The 22,927-nt window shown below is 55.4% G+C and carries 19 protein-coding genes; 6 read left to right on the forward strand and 13 right to left on the reverse strand.

The genetic code is table 11. The annotated features are described in order from the left end of the window. The first annotated feature begins 320 nt into the window (after nucleotides 1-320). Both C816_RS20730 and C816_RS20735 read left to right on the forward strand, forming a co-directional pair. Complete coding sequence (locus C816_RS20730) at nucleotides 321-1,094, forward strand: DeoR/GlpR family DNA-binding transcription regulator (RefSeq protein WP_016324377.1); 774 nt, start codon at nucleotides 321-323, stop codon at nucleotides 1,092-1,094. A 450-nt stretch (nucleotides 1,095-1,544) separates the two neighbouring features. Beyond that, nucleotides 1,545-2,213 carry a nitroreductase family protein gene (locus C816_RS20735; RefSeq protein ID WP_016324378.1) on the forward strand — a complete coding sequence of 223 codons (669 nt, stop codon included), beginning with the start codon at nucleotides 1,545-1,547 and terminating at the stop codon, nucleotides 2,211-2,213. Nucleotides 2,214-2,429: 216 nt separating this feature from the next. On the opposite strand, the gene C816_RS24060 is transcribed toward C816_RS20735, so the two are convergent. After that, nucleotides 2,430-2,897 (reverse strand): hypothetical protein, encoded by a 468-nt coding sequence (locus C816_RS24060; protein ID WP_155979128.1) that lies wholly within the window; start codon nucleotides 2,895-2,897, stop codon nucleotides 2,430-2,432. Nucleotides 2,898-3,051: 154 nt separating this feature from the next. Between C816_RS24060 and C816_RS20745 the strand changes: the two genes are divergently transcribed. Further along, complete coding sequence (locus C816_RS20745; protein WP_016324380.1) at nucleotides 3,052-3,501, forward strand: GNAT family N-acetyltransferase; 450 nt, start codon at nucleotides 3,052-3,054, stop codon at nucleotides 3,499-3,501. 95 nt (nucleotides 3,502-3,596) lie between these two features. Here C816_RS20745 and C816_RS20750 read toward each other — a convergent pair whose 3' ends face one another. From C816_RS20750 to C816_RS20805, 12 genes are all read right to left on the reverse strand, one after another. Continuing rightward, nucleotides 3,597-5,141: a glycosyltransferase family 2 protein gene (locus tag C816_RS20750; protein ID WP_242832302.1), complete on the reverse strand. Its 1,545-nt coding sequence runs from the start codon at nucleotides 5,139-5,141 to the stop codon at nucleotides 3,597-3,599. A gap of 56 nt (nucleotides 5,142-5,197) precedes the next feature. Further along, a complete protein-coding gene (locus tag C816_RS20755; protein ID WP_016324382.1) occupies nucleotides 5,198-6,271 on the reverse strand; it encodes a polysaccharide pyruvyl transferase family protein in 1,074 nt (357 codons plus the stop codon). Between the two features lie 5 nt (nucleotides 6,272-6,276). Next, nucleotides 6,277-7,506 (reverse strand): radical SAM protein, encoded by a 1,230-nt coding sequence (locus tag C816_RS20760; RefSeq protein ID WP_040656417.1) that lies wholly within the window; start codon nucleotides 7,504-7,506, stop codon nucleotides 6,277-6,279. Next, nucleotides 7,503-8,807, reverse strand: coding sequence for a radical SAM family protein (locus tag C816_RS20765; protein ID WP_016324384.1), 1,305 nt, complete (start codon nucleotides 8,805-8,807; stop codon nucleotides 7,503-7,505). Before C816_RS20765 ends, C816_RS20760 begins: the two co-directional genes overlap by 4 nt. A 15-nt stretch (nucleotides 8,808-8,822) precedes the next feature. After that, complete coding sequence (locus C816_RS20770; RefSeq protein ID WP_016324385.1) at nucleotides 8,823-10,046, reverse strand: radical SAM protein; 1,224 nt, start codon at nucleotides 10,044-10,046, stop codon at nucleotides 8,823-8,825. 6 nt (nucleotides 10,047-10,052) lie between these two features. Beyond that, nucleotides 10,053-10,883: a radical SAM protein gene (locus C816_RS20775; RefSeq protein ID WP_016324386.1), complete on the reverse strand. Its 831-nt coding sequence runs from the start codon at nucleotides 10,881-10,883 to the stop codon at nucleotides 10,053-10,055. Further along, on the reverse strand, nucleotides 10,846-11,775 hold the full coding sequence (locus tag C816_RS20780; protein WP_016324387.1) for a glycosyltransferase family 2 protein: 930 nt from the start codon (nucleotides 11,773-11,775) through the stop codon (nucleotides 10,846-10,848). Before C816_RS20780 ends, C816_RS20775 begins: the two co-directional genes overlap by 38 nt. Then, entirely contained in the window at nucleotides 11,772-12,563 is a 792-nt protein-coding gene (rfbF, locus tag C816_RS20785) for a glucose-1-phosphate cytidylyltransferase (protein WP_016323298.1), read from the reverse strand. Before rfbF ends, C816_RS20780 begins: the two co-directional genes overlap by 4 nt. Further along, the gene (locus C816_RS20790; RefSeq protein ID WP_207636969.1) at nucleotides 12,560-14,701 is read right to left on the reverse strand and encodes a glycosyltransferase; all 2,142 of its coding nucleotides are present in this window, start codon (nucleotides 14,699-14,701) and stop codon (nucleotides 12,560-12,562) included. The genes rfbF and C816_RS20790 overlap by 4 nt, the downstream gene beginning before the upstream one ends. A 130-nt stretch (nucleotides 14,702-14,831) precedes the next feature. Further along, entirely contained in the window at nucleotides 14,832-16,601 is a 1,770-nt protein-coding gene (locus C816_RS20795; protein WP_016324389.1) for a flagellin N-terminal helical domain-containing protein, read from the reverse strand. A gap of 172 nt (nucleotides 16,602-16,773) precedes the next feature. Further along, entirely contained in the window at nucleotides 16,774-17,154 is a 381-nt protein-coding gene (locus tag C816_RS20800; protein WP_016324390.1) for a carbon storage regulator, read from the reverse strand. 266 nt (nucleotides 17,155-17,420) lie between these two features. Beyond that, complete coding sequence (locus tag C816_RS20805) at nucleotides 17,421-18,596, reverse strand: RNA-guided endonuclease InsQ/TnpB family protein (RefSeq protein WP_016324391.1); 1,176 nt, start codon at nucleotides 18,594-18,596, stop codon at nucleotides 17,421-17,423. A 481-nt stretch (nucleotides 18,597-19,077) separates the two neighbouring features. On the opposite strand from C816_RS20805, the gene C816_RS20810 reads away from it, so the two are divergent. Genes C816_RS20810 through C816_RS20820 form a run of 3 tightly spaced genes read left to right on the forward strand, consistent with a single transcriptional unit; the run spans nucleotide 19,078 to nucleotide 22,926 of the window. Then, nucleotides 19,078-20,667, forward strand: a complete 1,590-nt coding sequence (locus tag C816_RS20810; protein WP_016324392.1) for a response regulator transcription factor — start codon at nucleotides 19,078-19,080, stop codon at nucleotides 20,665-20,667. 23 nt (nucleotides 20,668-20,690) lie between these two features. Next, nucleotides 20,691-21,494, forward strand: a complete 804-nt coding sequence (locus C816_RS20815) for a sensor histidine kinase (protein ID WP_196803676.1) — start codon at nucleotides 20,691-20,693, stop codon at nucleotides 21,492-21,494. A 4-nt stretch (nucleotides 21,495-21,498) separates the two neighbouring features. Continuing rightward, nucleotides 21,499-22,926: a P-loop NTPase family protein gene (locus C816_RS20820; RefSeq protein ID WP_016324394.1), complete on the forward strand. Its 1,428-nt coding sequence runs from the start codon at nucleotides 21,499-21,501 to the stop codon at nucleotides 22,924-22,926. Nucleotide 22,927 lies beyond the last annotated feature (1 nt).

Genomic DNA, 22,927 nt, shown 5'->3' on the forward strand with positions numbered 1-22,927 from the left:
TTACATCTTGAACGATGTAAAAAACGTGTTTTATTTTGTTCTATTTTGTTTTACTTGTTATCATATATTATAATATTATGATTTATTTTATCAATATTGTGATAATGTATGATTCCTTCTTTGCTTTTTTATCGTTTTCAACAAAAGCTCAGCCGCTCAAAAGCTCACCTCATATCATTTCTTTTTTCAGGCTTTTGCAGATTTTGTTTGATTATTTTGAAAAGACATGATAATATTATACATACTGTACGGCATAATACATATTGATTTATGTTTGTGTCCGCACCCCCTATCATTTTGTTCGGAAAAGGTGTTGCGGTATGATGCAGGAAGTACGTCAAGCCAGTATCTTAAATATTTTGCATGAAAACGGGTCTGTCAAAATCAAAGACCTGGCTAAGCAATTTGATGTCTCCATTGTCACAGTCCGCCGGGATTTAGATGAATTGGCCGCCGATGGACTGGTTACAAAAGTTTATGGAGGCGCGGTAATGCCTCAGCGATACCGCGCAGGCTGCCTGCAGATTTTGGACGCCTCCGCTTCCTCACACCGCCGGGAAAAAGAATTGATCGGTGCCGCGGCCGCCGCTCTGGTGCAGGAGGGTGAAACGATCCTTCTGGATATTGGAGAAACCGTTTTAGAGGTTGCAAAAAATATTCGGAACTATCAGAGCATCACGATACTGACGCCCTCTGTTCCCGTTTTGACAGAGATGTCCAGTACAAACCTGCCAATCTACTCTTTGGGCGGCTGTATGCGAAACCGGGAGATGGCTTTCTATGGAAGCCTTGCCCTGTATGCCCTGAACCAGTTCTGTGTGGACAAGGCTTTTATTGGCTGCGGCGGATGCACCATTGCCCACGGCATTACGGATTACAGCTCTGACAGCGCAGAGCTGCACACCGCCGTCGCCCAGCGTGCCAAACAGTCGATTTTGGTAACAGACAGCAGCAAATTCGGACGTGATGCGTTTGCGGTTATTGGTCCCATCGACTGTGTTGATATGGTTATTACAGACAGCGGAATTTCCGCCGAATACGCAGAAGCGATCCGCAGCATTGGTGTCGATTTGAAAATTGTAGATGTAAAATGAAAGAAGGGCAGGCATATTGAACGGTTCAGTTAACCGTCCAATATGCCTGCCCTCCTTTTATCAGGAAATGTTTTGCACACCGGTTTTTTCCGGTGTGCAGACGTTTGCGATACTTTGTAAAACGGAAACCTGAAATAGCTGTTTTTCAAACTTCGCCCGGCATAGCTCACCTCGTCGTTTATTAGGCCTTGTATGAAAAATGTCAAAACACCCAAGCGACGGATCTTTTTTCGCCGCTGCACATTTTGCCATTTATCAAACAAGGCCCAGATGAAACCATGATACACGATTTCAAGCGGCGCCGCGCATTGGTAAAGAAAAACGAGACGAAAGAATATACCGGAAAATGGTCTCGATTTTCTTTACCAATGCTCCATCCGCCGTATTCTGTGCTATACTATAGTCGTTCAAGGATTTCAACAAAGAATACATTCCTTTGGAGGTACGGATATGGATTTGATGGAAGCGATGAAGAGCCGGCACTCTGTGCGAAGCTACAAGGATCAGGCGATTTCCGGCGACACAAGGCATGAATTACAGGCGTTTATTTCTCAGCTCAATCAGGAGAGCGAACTGAATATGCAGCTTATTTTGAACGAACCCAAAGCGTTCAGCGGCCTTCTCGCCCACTATGGAAAGTTTTTCGGCGCAGTGAATTACATCGCTCTGGTTGGGGAGAAAGGACCGAAACTGGACGAGACCTGCGGATACTATGGGGAAAAGGTCGTACTGAAGGCCCAGCAGCTGGGGCTGAATACCTGCTGGGCAGCACTGACTTACAGCAAGGTCAAAGGGGCTTTCCAGATAAAGAAGAACGAAAAACTGCGCTGTGTGATTGCCGTGGGCTATGGTGCAACCCAGGGCATAGGGCACCCGGTGAAACCCATCGAAAAGCTCTGTACGGCAGACGGCCCGCTGCCCCCATGGTTCCGGCAGGGCGTGGAGGCGGCACAGCTGGCCCCCACCGCCATGAATCAGCAAAAATTTCGTTTTTTGCTCAAGAATGACGTGGTATCTGCGGAGCCGGGGAGCGGCTTCTATACCAAGGTGGACCTGGGCATTGCCAAATGCCACTTCGAGATCGGCGCAGGCGGCGCAGACTGGCGCTGGGCACGGTAAGGACACAGGTAAGAACAACGCGATTTAGCGCAGGAATCCTGACGGAGGATCTCAAGGCAACGCAGCGCTGTCCTGGCGGTAAGAATACTCCAAAACGGCGCTTTGCCATTTTTCAAACAGTTCTGCCGTTCGTGTTTATACACGTTGATTCATCAGCTTTTCATCGGAATCCCCCAATAGCGGTTACGCACACCAGACATCTGTCAAAGAAACAGATCATCTGCACAAATGATATTCAATCGAAATATTGGCCAATCTATACGAACTTTTTTGAGGATTCCATGTCTTTGCCTGAATGGCATATTCCTTTATATCGTCATATCCTGACGGTATTTTCCCCTTTATCCGCTCTTCTTTACCCAAAAAAGAGCTGTCCTGTAATTGAAAAACCAGATCCACAATTGTCTGCGGAAGTTTTTGCACATCAACCTCGCCTTCAAATACAATTTCTCCAAAGGTATCGGAAGATACCAGATCATTTCGCTGATTGTCAAATATAAAACATTCATTGCACCAATACAGGCGCACATGGCCAATTCCATAAAGAGTGAAAAAGAAATCCTCTTTTTCACCATCCAAAATAATGTGAACAAAGTCATTTCGCTCATGTACTATATGGAGCTGATCACCAAAGACCGGACGTAAACATGTTTCATAAAATGTTTCGAGTTCTGCTATGTTCATACCCCATATCCCCGCAAGCTTGTAAATTGATTTGATTTATTTTAGCATACCAATTCGCCGGCAGCAAGTCACTCAGCGAATTTGCCGGAGCTATGAATCACCAGCACAAAAGCAAAAAGGCAATCTTTATCAAAAACGAAAAGGATGTGTTCCCATGGCTCTGTCATACGTTATCAGGGAAACCGAGAACTTTTATCCGCTTTCCGTGCTGTGCCATGAAAGCGGGATGGAAATTGAGATCGGTGAGAACCCGCCGGACGGCACGATAAAAATGTGGCGGATGGATGACGTGAAAACCGGGGAGCTGATTGCTTCCGTCACACTGCAGATCAGGGATCACGTCTATACCCTTGGCACTTTAGCTGTCAGGCAAGACCGGCGAAACGAGGGATTTGGAAAGGCCATGCAGGCCGTTGTGTTTGAAGAGGCCCGGCGAATGGGGATTAAAGAAATCTGGGGCAGCGCAAAGGTGCCGGATTACTATTACCGTCTGGGCTGGGAGCGCATGGACTGGGACACCTCCCCCAAAGTGGGCGTCAGCTGTCAAAGCTGCGCCAGCCGGGGCCGGCAATGCTTCCCCGCCATCATAAAAATGGCGCTTTGAATTGATGAAGCACGCGGCGAATACCATAGGGTTACAGACAGTCAACACCCCTGCCCAGCCTGATCATTTAGTCAGATTGGGCAGGGGTATTCCGTCTAAATCATATCCAATTTGCGGCGCAGTTCTGACAGCTCCTCACCGGCAGAAGTGCCCATATCCTCCAGCTCTTCGACGAGAACCCGGCATTCCGCTGCCCGCTTTTCCTCCAGCAGCAGCCATGCCATCTGGAATTTTCCATACACAAAGGCCTCCGGATGGCCGGCCAGTGCGGAGACGGAGAGGTATACCTGCAAAAAGAACTCCTTGCGGTACAGGGGCTCATCGCGCAGCAGCCGCTCTGTCATCCGGTCCAGAGCCGCCGGATAGTTTTTACACAGGATAAACAGGCATATTTCCGCATACTCCCGGAAATAGCGGGTGTCTTCCGTCTCCCGCAGCGGAGAATTCTCCGGCGCCAGGCTATGTATCAGCTCTCCCAAGGAATACTGTTTCGTGTACTTCCGCTGTACGATCAGCTCCATAATGCCACCGCTCAGGCTGTCCCAGTCGTCTTTCAGCAGCGCGGCCTGCAGCCCGGCCTCTCTGGAAAAGAGGTCGAGGCACTCCGTTTGGGCGGCGGCGCAGCACCGGGGAGAGATAACCTTCAACACAGCGCATATATCGGCGGCGGAAGCTCCGCCGGTCAAGGCCTGCCTCGTAATGCTCCGCACCAAATCATACCATTTGTCCCGGATGGGGTCGCGGTAGGTCAGCGCCATCGGCGTCAGGGGATGGGAGGTAATGCGGGCGCATTCCCGCATCTTTTCGCCAACGGACAGGCTGGACCGCTCCAGCGCCTCCAAGGTCTCCGCCATAGAGTGGAGATGGACGTTTTTCAACCACTCCTGCTTTGTGGAATCAAGGGCCTGGTATCTCTTTAAGAAGGACTCTATGATCTCATAGTAGGCAATATTTCCGTCAAAACGGAGAGGCGAATATTTGGAGGAGATGCTGCTGGGCCGGATACGGTAGTGGTACAGGGCGGAATTGTCAATCCCGATGCGGCCGCAGGAATCGATGTACCGAAGCATAAACATGGTATCCGTGCCGTAGGGGTAATTTCTTTCCGCTATATCCGCATACTCCAGAGCCTGAAACAGCCCGGTTTTTATAACGGAGCCCCAGAAGGTGCTGGGAAACGTCCAAACCTGGGGATAGTACTGTGCAAACTGTGCCCGGGTTAGAACAAGGCGCTGGTCCAGCTTCCGCAGGATATAACTGCGGCCAGACGCTTCCAGATAGCTGGCCGTCCCGGTGAGCGCAATATCCAAGTCGTTTTCCTCTAAAAAACCCACCAGCCGCTCCAGATAGTCCGGGTCCCACCAGTCATCGGAATCGATAACCGCATAGTAAGCGCCTGCGGCATATTCACGGGCAAGTTCAAATCGGAGGGGGCGGGGAAGCTGGTTCTCACGGTAGTGGATTAAACGGATGCGCGGGTCTCTTGCCGCAAAGGCATCCATCAGCTCCGAAGAGCCGTCCGTGCAGCCGTTGTCAACCAGAATATACTCAAAATTGGTGTAAGTCTGGGACAGCACGCTGCTGATGCACTGCTCCAGATAGGGCTTTGTATTATAGGCTTGGGTATAGATTGTCACCATACGGCTTGTACGCTCTGCCGCCATGAAAAAACGCCTCCTCTCGATGCAGGACGAATTTACCGCAGCGCGTCCAGAATTTCGGGATTGAATACGGTTTCCGCATAGGCGGGGATGCGTTCCTCCAGCGTTCGCCGTACTTCCCTCTCCCGCTGCCGCAGCCGGTTGAAAGCATCCAGCAGCGTCGGCGCGTCCAGGGCGGCGGCATCCAGCACAAATGCCTCCTGACCCAGGTCTGCGGCAATCCCCGCCGATTTCACGCTGTACCCAATGGCCAAAGCCGGCACACAGGACGAATATGCCGCAACACAGGCGTGGGTGCGGGAAGCCACGCAGAGACCGGCCTTTGAGATGATGTACTTCAACTCCGCCGCGCTCAACTCCGGCGGGGCCATCCACATACGGCCCCCGCTCTGGTACAGCGGTTCCAGCGCCTCCCGGTCATTGTCCGCCGCGGCCAGTACATGGGGCACCAGCGCAATATTCCAGGATGTATGCTCCAGAATCTCCCGCACCAGGGCCTGGAATGCAGTCAGGATCTTAGGGTTTCGGCGGATTACCAGCGGACTGAGGTTCAGCACTGCATAATCCCCCTCTGCGCCGCAGGGCGTCGGGTTGGAAGACAGGGAGAAGGCGATGTCCGCCACCTGCACCGCGTTTGTCAGTCCACACTCCCGCAGTGCCCGGAGGGTAAGCCCCTCCCGGACGGTGATGAGATGGTGCGTGTCCAGGGCCCGCAGCATAGAGCCGTCCAGCATGGACGGCTCTATGGAGCAGCTCCATAGAATGCTTCTCGCCCCCCGCTCCAGGGCTGCGTAGTGGATGGCCGCGTACCGCTGCCAGTTTGGATAGCAGTACATATCTCCCCCCACGCTGAGACAGACGGTCTCCGGCGTGATTCGTTCAATCGCAGCGGCATAAATCTCCTCGTTGGTCCGGCCCGACAAATTGCGGCCCACAATCTCGTCGGCATCCAGCCCGAATTGACAGTCCTGCTCCGGGAAATGGGAGGCCAGGGTAATTCTGCAGTCCGGGAAGTATTTGCGCAAAAGCGCAATGTCACAGCGGACGGAGGCCTCAGAGCCGTGGTTAAAAGAGCCGCCGTGTCCGTAGAGAAGATAGTGTCTGGCCATTTGTCTCACTTCCTGTCTGAAAACGCGCCGGCGGATATGCGGTACAGGATTCCCTCTTGCTCCAATGATTCCCGCATGTACTGAAAGGCACGCCGCGTCGCGCCGGTTATCCGCTCCGGGTGGTAAATTTCGCTGGAAAGCTGCACGGCCCCGGCGGTCTCCTTGCAGATTTGAAGAAAACCGTCTATCTCCGCAGGCGTGTCATTGATTCCCGGAAGGAAAATATATTTCAGTACAATGCTGCTCTTTCGGATTGCCGCGTAACGGCGCAGATTATCGCAGACCCTCTCCCATGCATCTGTGCCTTTTACACGGCGAAAGGTGCCGCGGGTACCCGCATCCAACGAAGTGTTGACAATTGCATCGCCATATCTCAACTTTTCCGCGATTTCAGGAACATAGACAGAGCTGTTGGTCAAAACCGACACGGTGGCGTCTCCAAGGGCATGGAACATTTCCGCCCGCTTTGGGTGAACGCCGATCTCTCCGCTGTTAAACTGGACGTGAATGTCCTCAGACAGCATTCCTGCCTGGTTATACGCAGAAAATACCTGAACAAAGTCCAGACCGTTTTGCAGTTTTGGTTTGTTTTTTGCAGAGGCAATACAGTAACAGCACTGAAAATTACAAATGCCGCCGCCGCCGAAGTTTATCATTTCAATTTTTCGTGCCTTTGGGAAAAAGGATTCTTTCATATCGCTGCAAAAGTCACACGATGTACCGTTTCCCAATTGCTGGATGGTATTCTGCCGAAGTTGATTCTCGATTAAAACAAGCTGTTCAACATTGGCAGAGGCTGTTGCTTCTATACGGGGAGGTGTAGCCCTTCCAATTGCATCACAGCAAAAACAAAGACCCGTATCGTCTGTATGCAGATAATTTTCCAGGTACCGGCAACTTGTGCGGCGTTCATATGGGACATAGTTTATAATTTTTTCCGGAATGATGCCAAGCCCGATGAGAAACTGGATACCAGCGGCCCTGTTCAGGAAATTTGTGACAAGCCACCACGCATCCGGAAATTGTTCTGCGGCATCGCGCGGAGAAATAATAGACATTCCATCCAGTTTCTTTCCCCATAGTACCGGACTGCTGTCAGACAGCGCTGTTGGCCGGAGACCAAAATGCCCATCCAGCCCAGAAAGGGCCAGTAACGCCGCATCCCCGCCGCAATCGTAGATAATGACTTTTTGTCCCTGCCGCAAAAGCTCCCCTGCACGCGCAACTGCTCTCACGCCTTTTTCTCCGTATAAGAGGGCAGAACCGGCTGTTCACCGGCCTCATACTGCACCGCCACAGGCACGGGTTTTGTATCGTAGGAGAGCCAGCCATTACAGTAATAGCAGGCGGTTAAAGGGTTCTTTCTCCAGTAGAGCGCGTTCAACCGCTCAAACAAAGCTTCCGGCGAATCAATATTCAAAAGATCAACAACATCTTCGCCGTCGGATTCATACATTCCCAAAGCATATGTATTGGCAGCAAAAGGACAAATAGAAACTTTTCCATGCAGAGTATAAAAGAATGCGCCGGCTGGCTGGCAGCAGCGATTGTAACGTTCTTTTGTCTGCTGTTCATCACTGACCGTCTCCAGCGCCCGCCCAATATCTTTCCAACGCTGCGCATGAACCCGGACTTTAATATTCCGCTGAAAACATATATCCTCCAATTTTCGATAGTTTTTTGATAATTCGCCATAATAGGAAACCCGGATTACAATTTTGGGATTCTCCAGCTGCTTTAGCACAGCTTCGCTTGGAATTACAGTTCCGTTTGTCAGGATATTGATATGCTCCACTTCCGGTGATGCACATAGCATCTCCAAGGCCTTGTCCAGATATGTGCAGAGGAAGGGTTCACCGCCCATGACATGGAACCTGCGGAACCATTTCAAAGAAAGCAAATGATCAATTACCTGTTCGGTTTGTTCCCAGGGCATTTCTGTACGGTTTGTGAAATAGGGTTTCAGGGCAAGACAATTTTTGCAGCGGAGAGTGCATTGATCTGTTAAATCCAAATTGATAGACCGGCTCATCATCTGTTTTTGGGTTACATAGCCAACGCCGCGAATCATGTATTCGTCAATCCACTCATATACCTGAAAGGAATCTACTTCGTCCCGGAAGGAATAGCTCTCGTCCTCGCGGTTTAGATGCCTTGTAATGAAAGCGGCAGCCGCATTACAATCCATATTCAACAGCAACGGAATTGGAAACAGTATTGTCTGATAACCCAAGGCGTTTAGCTCCTCAATACTGTCCTTATCCAGAGTATATGCTTCAAACAATATAGCTGCATTGGGAAAGCGGCGGCTGCACTCCGCCGGGGAATAGACGGGATGTCCGATATACTCAGTATTTTGTTTCGAGGGGTCGTTGTCACTGAAACAGAGAAATTCCACTCCCATCTTTTCCAATGTAAAGGCACAGAGCGCGCCGTTAATTCCGGCACCATGCAAAATCAGATTTCCGCTATGCTGCTTAAAGTCCGGAAATACAACTCCTTCAAAATCCTCCATATGCTCATAGATGTACCGCATAAAAATACCTCTCTTTCATAATAGATGGAGCAGTCCCGCTGTCTGAACCGCTGGAGAAACCATTTTATCTGGATGTATTTGCGGCGTTCCGTAACAGCGATGGCAAATATCAATATGGCTCCCCTCTTCAAAGCGCTGCAATCCCACACGAAGCCGTTCATGCAATCCGTCTGGCGACAAACAGTCAATGCTGTTCTCCGGCGTTGCATGAAAAATCCCCAACTGACACAGATGTGCGGCCTTGCAGCACGGAAAGAAAAAGCCGTTTGACAATACCCGGTACTTTATTCCTGTACAAGCCTTATATTTTCGAGCAGCCTCTTCCTCGCTGCATGGGTCAATTAAATGCTGCCGGTTTTCGTACCATTCTACATAATTATCCAATTCATACTTAATACTGTTCTTTTCAAAAAATTCTATCAATTCTCGCTTTCTAATTGATAATGTGCCGTAATCGCTGATTCGCGCAAAAAATCTGGGATGCTGCATCAGGGGAATCAGGTTCTCCTTTGGGATCAGAGTTCCGTTTGTAACAATGGAAACCTGTTCATTTTTACTGATGGAAAGGGAAAATTCCAAAACTTTTTCCAGGTCAGGATACAACAGTGTCTCCCCGCCCAGCAGAGAGATTTCATGGAATTGTACCCCGGCATACGACAGCAGATTTTCAAGGGACCGAGTGATGATTTCTGGTTCATAATGTTTGGGGGATACATAGTAGGGAACCATGGCCGAACAGTCCAGGCAGCGCAGATTACACTTTTGGGTTAGGTAAACTGTCAACTCTTGAAAATGAACAGGTTTCTGAGCCGAGAGCATGGTAATCAGATAGGACGTAATCGTCCGCACCGCCCACTCCTCCGTCATTCGCTCTCCAGTTTTCCCCCAGCCGGAAAAGTCGACGTCTACCAACAGCGGAACGCTGTCCAATATTTCACGGGGCTTATGCGCCTCCAGCAGTTCCACTATGCTGCGGTGATGGATAGTGGTAATCAGTACCGGCACGCCCGGGTAGTCCCGCTCCAGCTCCTCCGGTGAGATCACCGGATGGCCGCAGTGAGTTCCCCCGGCCCGATAGGTGTCGCAGAAGCAGAGGTATTCAATTCCCCGCTGCCGCAGCACATAGTCCACCACCTCGGCCACTTTTCCCGCACCGTAGAGAATCAGCCGGCCGCCGTATTGCTTTAAGTCCGGCCGGACAATCTCCCCAAACTCCGCTTTGTTGGAAAATGAGTACATATGGTATCAATCTCCTTTCTGCCCATTGGCACTCCGCTCCAGCTGCTCTGCCGGCAGAAACCTTTGGCTGTCCGCGCACAGTCCGTTGCAGTACGCGCAGGAATCAAGAGCAGACCGGCTCAAAAACTCCCGCAGATCCTCCCGGCGCGCCTTCTTCGTCCGCCCAGGGCGGGCAATCTCCAGGCAGTCCGCTGCAATCCCCTGCTCATACAGCAGCCTGGCTCTGGCACAGGGAAACAGGATGCCGTCCACCATGCAGATAAAAAAGTCCAGCTTTGGCACCATGCAGCGGGAAAACAGCGCCTGTGCCGCCTCCGGGCTGTGCTTCCGGCTGAAATCACCGTAATCCACCCATCCGTCGCAGTGGGGATTATCCGTGTACTCCCGCACTTCAAAGGGAATCCCGGCGCCCCTCAGCCGCTGGGCCGCCTCCTGCGCCTTTGCCGACATGCGGTAGCGGTCCACAATCACGTACACCCGATCCCCCCAGCCCCTCAGACTCTCCAGCAGCGGTTCGCCGGGAATCAGGGTGCCGTTGGTGGTCAGCCGCAGTTTTTCAATGCGCTGGCCGTACTGTCCGTGCAGATAACGGATCAGCTGATGCAGGTCCGTCCGCAGCAGCGGCTCTCCGCCGGTGAGATCAAACAGGCCGATTCCGTCCGCCGTATGGAACAGCGCGTCAATCTGCGCTGACAAATCCGTAAGAGTTGGATGATAGGGGGTCTCGTAATAGGGGGCCTGCTCCGCGCACAGCCTGCACCGCAGGTTGCAGCGCAGTGTCACAGGGAGGCAGAACCGCTTAATTTGCAGGGTCTGCGGCGGGTTGCTCCGTAACATATTTCTCCATCCACTCCTTTTCAAAGGGTAAGGTCTCCGGCGCGTTCAAAAACGCCGCCCGGTTCGCCGTCAGCTCCCGGGTCATGGCCGCCAGCTGGCCCTCGCAGTCCCGCAATTCCAGCCGGTGAATTTTCTCCACCATGGAAATCATGAACGACCACTGGAAATATTGAAACGCCGCCGCGCTGCCGGGAAATTTTCCGCCGAGCCACGCGGTGCGGGTATGATAGGCCTCCAGATATTCCTCCAGCGTCTCCGGCGTTAAACGCCGGTGGTCGGTGGTCCAGGCGGAATTGTTGCCCTCGTGCCGGTAAAAGGTGTACTTGGGAAGGCCGTGGTACGCCACCCGCTCCGCCTCCGCCAGCAGCCGGTACATCATGGCGATGTCGTCGTACGCCCCCTCCTCGGGAAACCGCAGGCGCTCCATCAGCTGCCGCCGAAAAAGCTTGGTGGGAAAGGCCATGGTGTACTTTTTCCGCCACATCAGCTCAATCAGAGCCTCCTCCGCATTCATGACCCTCCTCTCATCAAAGACCTTGTCTGCCGCGCCGCAGATGGCCACATCGGCGTTCTGTTCCGTCAGCAGCTCCAGCAGAAATGCCAGAAAATCCGGCTCTGCCCAATCGTCGTCGTCGATGAAGGCGATATACTCACCGCCTGCCGCGTCCAAGGCAGTATTGCGGCCTGCGCCGATGTTGCCTCGTTCCCGGTGAATCACCCGGATACGGGCGTCGCGCGCGGCATATGTATCGGCAATCCAGCCGCTTCGATCTGTAGAGCCGTTGTCTACGATGATAAACTCAAAGTCGTGATACGTCTGATTCAGAATGCTCTCAATGGCACGGGGGACCAGGGACTCACGATTGTAGGTCAGCATGAGGACTGAGATCATACGGCTTCCTCCCAAATTTTCCAGGGCGCGCGCTCGCCGGCCCACAGGCTTTCCAGCAATCCCTTGTCCCGCTGGGTGTCCATGCACTGCCAGAAGCCGCCGTGCTTGTAAATGCCAAGCTTTCCCTCTCGCGCCAGGGTCTCAAAGGGGGCACGCTCCAAAACGCACGCCTCCTCGGCGCCGAGATAGTCAAATACGCCCGGCTCCATGACCATAAAACCGGCGTTGATCCAACCGCCGTCCTCTCTGGCCTTCTCCCGGAAGCCGGATACGGTGGTTCCCCCCTCGTCCAGATCCAGCACGCCGAACCGCCCGCCGGGCTGGATGCCTGTCAGCGTCACAGTTTTGCCGGAGGTTTGGTGCTGCGCCAGCAGGGCGCGCAGGTCCACATCGCTGACTCCGTCGCCGTAGGTCAGCATAAAGGTCTCATCTCCTATGTACCGCTTGACCCGTTTGACCCGGGCGCCGGTCTGGGTGTTTAATCCCGTGTCCACCAGCGTCACTCGCCAGGGCTCCGCCACATTGGCATGGACGGTCATTCGGTTTTCTGCCGAAAAATCAAAGGTCACGTCGGAGCGGTAGAGATAGTAATCCGCGAAGTACTCCTTGATGATATGGCCCTTATAGCCGCAGCAGATCACGAAATCGTGGAAGCCGAAGGAGGAGTAGTACTTCATGATATGCCACAGGATCGGTTGACCGCCGATTTCAATCATGGGCTTGGGCCTGAGATGACTCTCCTCGCTGATGCGGGTACCCAGGCCTCCGGCCAGAATCACGACCTTCATATTTCATCCCTCTCAATCAGATGGGCCACCTTCCGATATGCTGGGCTGGCCTTCAGCGCCGTCACCGCCGGATCATCCGCCGGACAGGCCGCCAGAACCGTCCGGACCTTCTCCGCCAGAGCCAGTAACTCCGGACTGGGCGGCGGGGTTTGAAGCTCCGGCGTATTCTTAGTCAAAAACTCCACCATGGGCATCATAGCCGCACAGGAGGCAAGACCCGTCCGCAGAAGCCGCGCATAAGACGGCGCGTCTCCGCTGTCCAGGGCGTCAAATGCCTGGACGCAATACCAGCCGAATCGGTGCATGGGCGGAAGGACAAAGATCCGCTCCTCCCGCAGAACCTCCCCGGCGTAGCACAGCGGCAAAAAAACTCGCTCCACCTCCACAAATCGGCGGGCCAGCGCCATCTTCTGCTCGACATCTTCCCACTCCTGCATCGCCGCAAACACCAGCCCGCGGCTCCAGCAGAGCTCCTGCGTATTTTCTGCTGACACGGCCCCGGTTAAGGAGATCAGTTCAAAAATATCCCCGCATCCGGCCAGCCCCGCGGCCAGCAGATCCATGATCTCGATATTCAGCGTTCTGCCCTTTAGCGGGAAGCGGACGCCGCGCCTGATGGCATGATCCAGGGCCTCCGGGGGAAACACGGTCCAATCCTCCACGGTGGCGAGCAGCTGCTCTAAACGGGAGACGTCCTCCGTCTCCAGAATTGCGGCGGCAGTTCCAAGCTCACATTTGCCGGTCAATGGCAGCAGCACGGTATATGTATGCCGGAAAAAGAATGATTTCTCCTCTTCCCTTTCCCTGTTTTCAGCTCGAAAGGCCGGGAGCATCGTCTCACAGAGGATTCGCTTCCGCTCTTTCGCCCTCTTTCTGTCCGGAAGCGGTGCGGAGATTCCATCCCAGACGGCGGCGGCCAGGCCGGCGGTATCTATCCTGGTATTCATCTGCAAATTCATCAGCGCCTGGGCCAGTTTTCCCGTGGTGCCCTGATCCAGCGCGGAAAAATCCAGGCACATCAGCAGTTCACGGGCTTCCTCCGCCCGCTCCAGGTTTCGGTAAGCATCCGCCAGGGCAATTTTCATGGCCTGCTCTTTCAGCGGCGCGGCTGACTGGACCGCGCTGCGCAGACGCGCGGAGGGGTCCAAACGGCCCGCCCGGTCCTCCTCCAGGGCCTTCAAATAGATCTCACCCCGGCGGGCGGCCTCCTCAAATTCATCCCGCTCCAGGAAGTAGGAAAAAGCCTGGAAGGCCACGTCTATCTGAATAAAGGCGGAATTGGGGAACCACTCCTCCGCCTTTTGAATCCACTCGCCGCGCTCCGGCAGCTTGTTGATCCCGGCGAGGGTCACGGCGTAGCGCAGAATTGGCGGGCCCAGCATCTCCCAATAGGGCTTTCTCTCCTCCACCAGCTTCACGGCCTGGCGGAGAATGTCCAGATAGTCCGGCTCGTTCCGGCCGCTCTCCACCATCTGGAGGTAAACCATCAGATTCTCCGGCTCCCGTTTCAGCTTCTCCCGCAGCAGCGTCATGTTCCGCGCCTGCTTCCTGCGGCCCGCCTCTCCGTTTGTGTTCATCTCCACATATCCGTCGTGGTGCAAAACCGTATGCCGCAAAAGCGTATTCGGGACCTCCCTGCCGGGCCACTCCCAGCGCTCGTGGATCGCCCCCACATAGCGCGGCCCCTCCGCCATACAGGCCAGACGGGTTGCAAAAAAGTCCAGGTACGAGCCGCTAAAATCATAAGTGCTGTAATTTCTGACAACCACCGCGCCCAGCACATACGGCCTTCCGTCCCAGCTGCGCAGAAAGGCTGTCAGTTCCGATATATCCTCATCCAGCCACTCGTCAGCGTCCACAGTGAGGCACCAGCTTCCGGAGCAGCGGTCCAAAATGGCATTTCGGGCGGCGGCAAAGTCATTGCGCCAGGGAAAATCGATCAAAATATCCGCATACTGCTCCGCCACCGCCCGGCTTCCGTCCGTGGAGCCGGTGTCAGCCATTACCACCTCGCAGGGGATGGCCTCCCGCAGGGGCCGGAGGGACTTCAAACACCGTTCCAGACAGCGGATCTCATTCTTAAACATAATGCCGATGGATAAAACAGGCTTTTTCTCCATAACATCTCTCTCCCACATTCTTCCGTGTTGCTGGGAAAACCGCCGCCGAAACGGCGGTTTTCCCAACGGCATGGAAGCGGGGCGGGCCAAAAGCCCGCCCCGCTTTGGCTGGGTCTATGCGGTTTGTTCCAAAAACAATCCGTGCTGATTAGCCGAGGAGCTGCAGCACGCCCTGGGGAACAGCGTTGGCCTGGGCCAGCATGGCCTGGGCGGACTGAACCAGGATGTTGTTCTTGGTGTAGGCCATCATCTCCTCGGCAACGTCGGTGTCGCGGATGGTGGACTCGGCGTCCTGGATGTTCTCCGCCATGACGCTCAGGTTGTTGGCGGTGTGCTCCAGACGGTTCTGGGTGGCGCCCAGATCGCCGCGGACAGAGGAGACCTGGTTAATGGCGTCCTTAATCTTCTGAATGGCGTTGGAGGCGTCCTGCGCAGTGCCGATGTTCAGGCCGTTCAGGCCCAGAGCGGTTCTGTGCATGTCGCCCACCTTGACCTGCAGCTGGTTGAAGCTGTCGGAGGTGTCGCCGATCTGCAGCTGCAGGGACTTGGCGTTCTTCTGCAGGTCGGAGATCTCCGTGGTCGTGGTGTTGGCAATGGCCTTGCCGGTCTTGATGGTGCCGGCGATGCCCTCGCGGGTCTTGAAGAGCTCGTTCTTGGCCGCGTCGCTGGTGTCCGTCTGGGCCAGGGTCAGCTCGCCGTTGGTGTTGACGCCGGCGCTCCACACGGTGCCCGCGCCGTTGATGGCGTTGGCCAGCTTCTCCATCACAATCTCGGCACTATCGGTATCCTTGACATTTACAACAGTAGCACCGTCAACCTCTTTGAAGTTGCTGTCGTCGCCCACGGCGATGACGAAGCTCTTGCCGTCGATTTCAACGGTAACGCCGTCATCCTTGCCGGTTCCCTGGATGCCCAGGTTGGCGGCGGTGATGGTGGTGTTGGCAGGCGTGCCGTCCACCGCGACCTGGCCGCGGACCATGTTCAGGGCGCCGTCGTTCCACTGGGTGTTGACAGCACCGGCGCTTGGGTTTGTTGTAACCTTCAGGCTGGGGTCCAGATCGGCATCGTCAGTCGCGTCGGTGGGATCTTCGGCCATCTCAATGGTGATCTTGCCATCCGCATAGTTGATATTGAAATCGGCGGGCTGCGCGGCACCGGACAAATTCGCTCCAGTAGTGCCGCTGCCAATCGCGGTTTTGAGGGCGGCGTCAATATCCACCTTGCCGTCAGTAACGTTGGCAGTGGTAGCCGTCAGAGTGATAGTCTTGTCGGCAACCGTGATGGTCAGGGTGTCGCCGGCAGTAGCGCCCGTCCACTCCAGCTTGGAGGTGTCGATCTCCAGCTTGGTCTTCTGGACTTCCTTGCCCTCCACATAAGTGACGGTATCGGTACCGATTGGACCGGTGGTGCCGCTGCCCAGCAGCTTGTCTTCGCCCAGAGCGGTCATGCTGCCCAGCGCAACCGTGGTGGTGGTGACGGGCTTGGCGTCGGCGTCCAGAGAGCCGTCCAGCAGCTTGATGCCGTTGAAGTTGGCGCTGTCGGCGATACGGTCGATTTCGTCCAGCAGCTGGTTGACTTCCTTCTGCAGGTTCTCGCGGTCCACCTCGTCCTGATAGGTGCCGTTGGCGGACTGGGTGGCCAGATAGTCCATGCGGTTGAGCATGTCCTGGATCTCCTGCATGGCGCCCTCAGCGGTCTTCACCAGGGAGATGCCGTCCTTCACGTTCTTCTGGGCGGCGTTCAGGCCGGTGATCTGAGCGCGCATCTTCTCGGAAATAGCCAGGCCCGCGGCGTCGTCGCCAGCGCGGTTGATCTTATAACCAGAGCTCAGCTTCTCCAGGTTCTTGCTCAGCGCAGAAGTGTTGGTGTTGTAGTTGCGGTAGGCGCTCATCGCCATAATGTTGTGTTGAATCCTCATTTTAATGCTTCCTTTCAATAAAATGTTTTCGGGTTATGCGTTTCCGGCGCGCCGGAGCTTCCTTTTACCGGCGCTGGTGTGGAGCGCCCGTTTCCTGGTATCTGGCCAGACTGCCAGGGCGTGGCGCGGGACTGTATTTCAGCCGGTTCGCGCAACCGGGTGAAATCGTAAATTATGGGGCCGCAAGGTCCTCCTCCCAAAAGGCGGGAATCACGCGCTCAAGCTGCGTGCGGAGTATTTCCGCCTCCTCGCCGCAGCCCTTCTCCTCCAGCCGCTCTATCGTCTGCTTCATCTTCCGCACGGCCTTCTCCCGGTCGTCATTCCAGCGGAAAATCTGATCGCGGTAGTACCGCCCCTTTTTCCCGGAGGGCGGCAGCAGACAGGCGGGCCGCTCCCTCCCCTGCTGCTCCAGCACCGTGCCCCGCACAATCGGGATCTCCCGCCCGGCGTGGACGGCCAAACCGGCCCTTCCGCCCGCAATGCGCGTCAGCTGGACGACAATGTTCTCGTTGATGACCAGATATTCCTCGGGAAGCAGAGATAATTTCAGCATACGATTCTCCTTCAGCGCATTCCGGTGTGCGCTCCTTCGCATCACCGTTTTTTCTGTACGGTTGTCATCGTCATAATATTGTGGACCCCTGTTTCCAGGCTTTGGACATGCGCACATATCCGCTCGTTTCCCACTCCGCGGTCCGGAAAACGCTGATTGAAACAGAGCTGTCATTCAATTCCGCTTCAATCAGCGTTCTCCCAACCGGAACCATGGGCTTTCACCGGCGTCCCGGCCGGCATAGCTCTGGGTTTTCTATCGGGTGATCAGGCGCTGACGCGCCGTTCCTGACTGCCAAAATACCGGGCCAGTCCCTGGGCCTTGATGTTTTTCGCCGCATTGACCTCCCGCCGGTGCGCTGCGCCGCACTTCGGGCAGGTCCAGAGATCCTCTTTCAGCCCGACGGCATCCCGCACCAGTCCGCAGGCGGAGCAGGTCCGCGCGGTGGGAGCGTAACGGTCCACCACGATGAGGGGCTTTCCCTGCCGCTCCAGCTTGTAGCGCAGGCACTCCCGGAACATCCCGTATCCGGACTCCAGCGCGTTCCCATAGACCAGCTTCCGGGCAATATCTCCCAAGTCGTCCCCCCGCACGCACACGGCCTCCCAGGCGTTGGCTATCCGCCGGGATTCCTTGTGTACAAAGTCGAGACGCTGGTTGGCGATGTGCTCATGCAGCAAACGGTACTTCCGGACCGCCTCCCGGTAATTTTGGGAGCCGGGCTGCATCCGGCTCAGCCGCCGCTGCAGTCTGACCAGCTTTTCCTGCGACTGCTTCATCCACCGGGGGGGATCTGCCGTGCTGCCGTCGTCCGCCGCATAGAAATGCGAAACGGAGTAGTTCAGTCCCACCGTCGTCTCGGGGGCCGGAACGACGGGCTCCGGCTCTTCCGCCGCATACGCGTACAGGATGCAGCAGTAATACTTCCCCGCGCGCGTCTTCTCCACAGTGATCCGCTTGAGATCCCAACCGTTTTGGGGCCGGCGGTGGAATCTGGCCCGGACGATTCCGGCCTTGGTCATGCGGATGCCGTTTTTCGTCAGGTAGATGGTGGGGCCGGATTCAAACACATGGTTGCAGGCCGTGAAGGAGTCCCGGTCGTTCTTTTTCCTTTTGAAATGGGGGTATCCGAAGGACTCCGGATTTTTGAAGAACACACGAAAGGCCTGAGAGAGCTTGTTGTGCTCCTGAATGAGGGCCTGATTATCGACCTCTTTCAAAAAAGGCGCCTCTTTTTTGTACTTCGCCGGCGTCGGAATAAAGTGGGCGTCCGTCTCGGCGTAGAAGCGCTGCTGGTCTGCCAGCATCTGGTTCCAGATGTAGCGGCAGCATCCGAAGGTTTTTTCAAACAGCTCCGCCTGCTCCGCCGTGGGCTCAAGACGCACCTTGATCGTGGTGTACTGCGTCTTCCCGCCCTTCCTGGCAGCGCCTTTTCCATACATCCGGCCGTCTCCCCCCTCAAATTCTGCTCTTGAGACAGCGCTTCTGATTTTGTTATGGTGTACCTTTTACGAACCAGAGGGCTTTGCTGTCTACACCTTTATCATCGGCGGTCTATTCAGAAAATTAAGGGGTTTTCAGAAATTTTTTTGAACACTCATTTTCAGTTTGAAAAGGTACACTTTTACAAATCAGAGGGCTTCTTTTTTTCTGTTCTGAAATCCGGGCATTATCTACGAGAGATTTTTCGCAGTCATGACGATCTGATGCGGCTATCCTTTGTAAAGGAAGCCCCGCTTTGATTTTGGATAAAACAGTTTTCCAATCAAGGCCTGTTTACTCTTGGCAAACCAAAAGAAAAAGATTATAGTATGTATCATAGAAACCGTAAATGCAGCAAAAAACACCTGCGTTTCTAAGAACAGAGCAAAACCGAGAGATTGCCCCGTATTTTGAACAGAAATGATACCGGAGGGCTTGTATATGCTGAGAGTTGTCCTGGCAGACGATGAAAACAAGATCATACTGCTGCTGCAAAAGCTGATTGACTGGGAGTCTTTGGGCTACGAGATCGCCGGAACCGCTAACGACGGTCTGCGGGCCCTGGAGCTGGTGCAGGAAAAACAGCCGCATCTGCTGATTACTGATGTGCGTATGCCGGGATGCAGCGGAATCGAACTGATTCAGCGGGCAAAGGACTTGCAGCCAAATCTGCACTTTATCGTCATCAGTGGATACCGAAAATTCGAATATGCCCAAAACGCCCTGAAATACGGCGTAGAGGATTACCTGCTCAAACCCCTGAAACAGGATGAGCTGACCGGCATTCTGCTGCGTCTCAAGGACAAGCTGGGCGAGGAGGCCGCCCTGGAATTCCGCCTGCGGAAAAGCGGCGAGCGCCAGCAGGAGCTGCTGATTGATGCGCTGAAAGCCGCGGCGGACAGGCAGAGCCCCTTTTTAACCGCGGAGCAGCTTCAGTCTGGATATGGACTTCATTTTCCGGAATCCGGGGGTGCATTCTTTGCGGCTGTGGTGAAGCCGGATGTCGCCAATGCCGCCCAGTACCAGGACGGCTATCAGATCATGATACGCCATGCGCTGGAGGCCGTTCGGCGGGAGCTGCGGGCACTGACGGACACATACGCCGCCGCGGCGCGGCGGGAAGGCGTTCTGGCGTTTGCGCGTGTGGGTGAATACCAGGCGGTGGAGGTACAGCAGTGCTTCACCAAAATCCGCAAGGAGATTGAAAAGCAGCGGGACCTGTTCTGGACAATCCGCTGCACGGCCTGTTTGGGCAGCCGGAAAAGCCGCGTCGAGCAGCTGGATGTCTCTTTGCAGGAGGCGCTCTGGCTCTGCCGGGACCGCCTGTGTCTGACGCAGAGCTGGCGCGACGCGGAGAGAGAGCCCCCGGTCTTTGACCGGCGGTATCAGATGGAGACCGCACGGAAAAAGAGCTTTCAGGTGGCGGCGGAATGTCTGGATGAAGAGCGCATGAATCAGGCGCTGGGCGAAAGCTATGACTCCGTGCTGTCCCAAACGGATCTGAATGGGCAGATGCTGGAGGACTGGTTTTATCAGGTGCTGGAGGCGTGCCTCTACGGTATGCGGCAGGTCGGCCGGGTGGATGAGCGTTTTTCCGCGGAGATGGAGGATCGTTTCTGGCACTGTGCGGACGCGCAGGACGTGCTTCAGGCGCTGAGGGAGGGGCTCTGCCAACAGATCAGGCACCTGCGGGACGAGCGTTCCCTGCGGGAGACGCGCCCTATCACCGACGCCAAGCGCTATATCCAGCAGCATTACCAGGAGGCGCTGCGCCTGGAGGACGTCAGCAGCGCCGCCGGTTTCAACGCCACGTATTTTTCCACTCTGTTCAAAAAGGAGACGGGACAGAATTTTATGGACTACCTGACGGATCTGCGGATCGGCAAGGCCAAGGAGCTGTTGTCCGGCTACGATCTGTCCGTCCAGGACGTAGCGGAAATGGTGGGCTACCGGGACCTGAAATACTTCTCCAAGCTCTTCAAGAAAGTCACCGGCGTCAGCCCGTCGGATTATAAAAAGCTGTACAGGTAGGTGATACCATGTGGCTGCGGACCATGAAAAAGCTCCGCGGGGCGCTCCGGCGCTACCGCAATGACCGTGACCTGGAAACCGTTCTGCGGCTGGACTGGGAGGAGGAGCCGGCGCTGCGGGATTTTTTCTCCGATATTGAAGAGCGCCTGCACGGCGAGGAGATTACCAGGCTGCGGCAAAAGCAGGCGGAATACCTGGCGCTGCAAAACCAAATTAACCCTCATTTTCTCTATAACGCGCTGGAGGCGATCCGGACGGACGCGCTGCTGGCGGACTGCGGGGACATCGCCGAGACCACAGAGGCGCTGGCTACCTTTTTCCGCTACACCATTTCCAATGTGCAGGAGTACGTCACATTCTCGGACGAGCTGGACAACACGGAGAACTATTTCACCATCCAGCGGTGCCGCTTTGGCGACAAGATCTCCATGGAGCTGGATATGGAGAACGAAAAGCTGCTGGAGGCGCGGATGCCGAAGCTGATTTTGCAGCCTCTGGTGGAAAACGCGGTATCCCACGGTCTGGAGGGCAAGCTGGGGTACGGCGCCGTCCGTATCGTTGTGGAAAACAGCGACAAGACGCTTTTTCTGCGGGTGCGGGACAACGGCGTTGGGATACCGGACGAGCAGGTGGAGCGGCTGAACCGGCAGTTCGCGGGGGATACCGGCGAGACGGCGGGACAGCAGCGGGGCGGCATCGCCCTGCGTAATGTCAACAGCCGCATCCGCCTGATCTTCGGCGAGGACTATGGCCTCCGCATTTTCAGCGCGGAGGGGATCGGTACGGAGTGCTGTGTGACGCTGCCGCTGCTGTTCCAAGAGGAGTAAGGCCATGAAAGAGGAAGTGATACGGATCGAGCACGGCTGCTTCCAGCGGGAGAACCTGACATACTGTTTTGATATTTCCATCTCCAGAGGGGAGTGTGTCGGCGTATATGTGGACGACCACATCACCTCCGGCACGGCCTATCTGGACATCTTCAAGGGCGGTACCCGCATGAAAAACGGCAGGGCCTATACCCGCGGCCGCCGGGTGAGAACGCCGGAGCTGGAACGCTGGCTCCAGCACAACAGCATGATCGTGGACAAACACCGCTTTGACTCCGGGGAGCTGACTGTGCAGGACTTTGTGGTCCCCCTGGGAAAGCTAATGGACTGGCGGCAGAGAAAGAGCGCCGAGCAGCGGCTGCGGGCGCCGGAGTCCGCGGCTGTGCTGCGGCAGATGGAGCTGGATGTTCCTCCGGACATGAAGCTGGCGGAGCTCTCCATGCTGGACTATTACCGGCTCTGCGTTTTTCGGGTATGGTTCTGGAGGGGTGAGCTGCTGCTTTTGGACCGGCTGACGGAAATCCTGCGCCAAAGAGATCTGGAAAAGCTGATGCGGTGCGTCCAGCTTCTGCTGGAGCAGGGGGCGGCGGTGATTGTGCTGGATCTGGACGATATGTTTATGTGCCGCTATTCCGATCGGATCGACGTGGTGAAAAATCGGAAGACCTGTTACCGTCTCTATCCGGAGGAATACGGGGAGCAGCTGTACGAAATCCTGGGCTGGAAGTGCCGCGGCAGCAGCGTGGGACAGACCGGGCGGCAGGGCGGCGGCCGAGTCGTGTTTCAGGCATCCGGCCTGGAGCTTCCCGGAATGCCGCCCCTGGATTTTCAGATCCAGGGCGACGAGATCGCCTTTCTGCGGGACGAAAATTACAGCACGGCGGTCAGTCTGCGGGACCGCTTTCTGGGCAGCCAGCGCTGGAACGGCGGAATATTTCACCTGAACGGGACCGCTTACACCCCCGACGAGCTGTCAAAGCTCATCGGCACGGAGATCGGGATTCAGCTGGAGCGGCCGGACCGCCCGGGTGGGATGCTGTTCGATAATTTGAGCGCGCTGGACAATCTGAGCGCCTGCCTGCTCCCCAAGGCCGGCCGGCATATTGCAGGCCGGCGGGTCATGGAAAACATCTTGGAGGAGGCGTCGCAGTGGTTTCCAAAGGAGGATCTGCAGCGTCCACTGCGCACATGGCCGCTGCCCCAGCGCCTGCGCTTTTCCTACTACAAATGGTATCTTTTGAATCCACGCCTGCTGATCTGCTTTTTCCCGTTTGCAGGTCAGGAGCCGGCGCACCATGGCATGATTATTGACATGCTTGTAACCTGCGCGGAAAGAGGCATGGCCATATGGGTGATTTCCTCGGGGATCGACGCCATTTGTGAAAAGGCAGGGAATGAGGCCTTTCGCAGACGTCTGTACTATATCAACTGAA

The sequence above is a fragment of the Oscillibacter sp. 1-3 genome (assembly GCF_000403435.2).
Lineage (GTDB): Bacteria > Bacillota > Clostridia > Oscillospirales > Oscillospiraceae > Oscillibacter.

Coding starts and splice junctions, on each gene's coding strand:
- C816_RS20730 (WP_016324377.1), top strand. CDS start 321: ATGATGCAGGAAGTACGTCAAGCCAGTATCTTAAATATTTTGCATGAA.
- C816_RS20735 (WP_016324378.1), top strand. CDS start 1,545: ATGGATTTGATGGAAGCGATGAAGAGCCGGCACTCTGTGCGAAGCTAC.
- C816_RS24060 (WP_155979128.1), bottom strand. CDS start 2,897: ATGAACATAGCAGAACTCGAAACATTTTATGAAACATGTTTACGTCCG.
- C816_RS20745 (WP_016324380.1), top strand. CDS start 3,052: ATGGCTCTGTCATACGTTATCAGGGAAACCGAGAACTTTTATCCGCTT.
- C816_RS20750 (WP_242832302.1), bottom strand. CDS start 5,141: ATGGTGACAATCTATACCCAAGCCTATAATACAAAGCCCTATCTGGAG.
- C816_RS20755 (WP_016324382.1), bottom strand. CDS start 6,271: ATGGCCAGACACTATCTTCTCTACGGACACGGCGGCTCTTTTAACCAC.
- C816_RS20765 (WP_016324384.1), bottom strand. CDS start 8,807: ATGCGGTACATCTATGAGCATATGGAGGATTTTGAAGGAGTTGTATTT.
- C816_RS20770 (WP_016324385.1), bottom strand. CDS start 10,046: ATGTACTCATTTTCCAACAAAGCGGAGTTTGGGGAGATTGTCCGGCCG.
- C816_RS20775 (WP_016324386.1), bottom strand. CDS start 10,883: ATGTTACGGAGCAACCCGCCGCAGACCCTGCAAATTAAGCGGTTCTGC.
- C816_RS20780 (WP_016324387.1), bottom strand. CDS start 11,775: ATGATCTCAGTCCTCATGCTGACCTACAATCGTGAGTCCCTGGTCCCC.
- rfbF (WP_016323298.1), bottom strand. CDS start 12,563: ATGAAGGTCGTGATTCTGGCCGGAGGCCTGGGTACCCGCATCAGCGAG.
- C816_RS20790 (WP_207636969.1), bottom strand. CDS start 14,701: ATGTGGGAGAGAGATGTTATGGAGAAAAAGCCTGTTTTATCCATCGGC.
- C816_RS20795 (WP_016324389.1), bottom strand. CDS start 16,601: ATGAGGATTCAACACAACATTATGGCGATGAGCGCCTACCGCAACTAC.
- C816_RS20800 (WP_016324390.1), bottom strand. CDS start 17,154: ATGCTGAAATTATCTCTGCTTCCCGAGGAATATCTGGTCATCAACGAG.
- C816_RS20805 (WP_016324391.1), bottom strand. CDS start 18,596: ATGTATGGAAAAGGCGCTGCCAGGAAGGGCGGGAAGACGCAGTACACC.
- C816_RS20810 (WP_016324392.1), top strand. CDS start 19,078: ATGCTGAGAGTTGTCCTGGCAGACGATGAAAACAAGATCATACTGCTG.
- C816_RS20815 (WP_196803676.1), top strand. CDS start 20,691: ATGAAAAAGCTCCGCGGGGCGCTCCGGCGCTACCGCAATGACCGTGAC.
- C816_RS20820 (WP_016324394.1), top strand. CDS start 21,499: ATGAAAGAGGAAGTGATACGGATCGAGCACGGCTGCTTCCAGCGGGAG.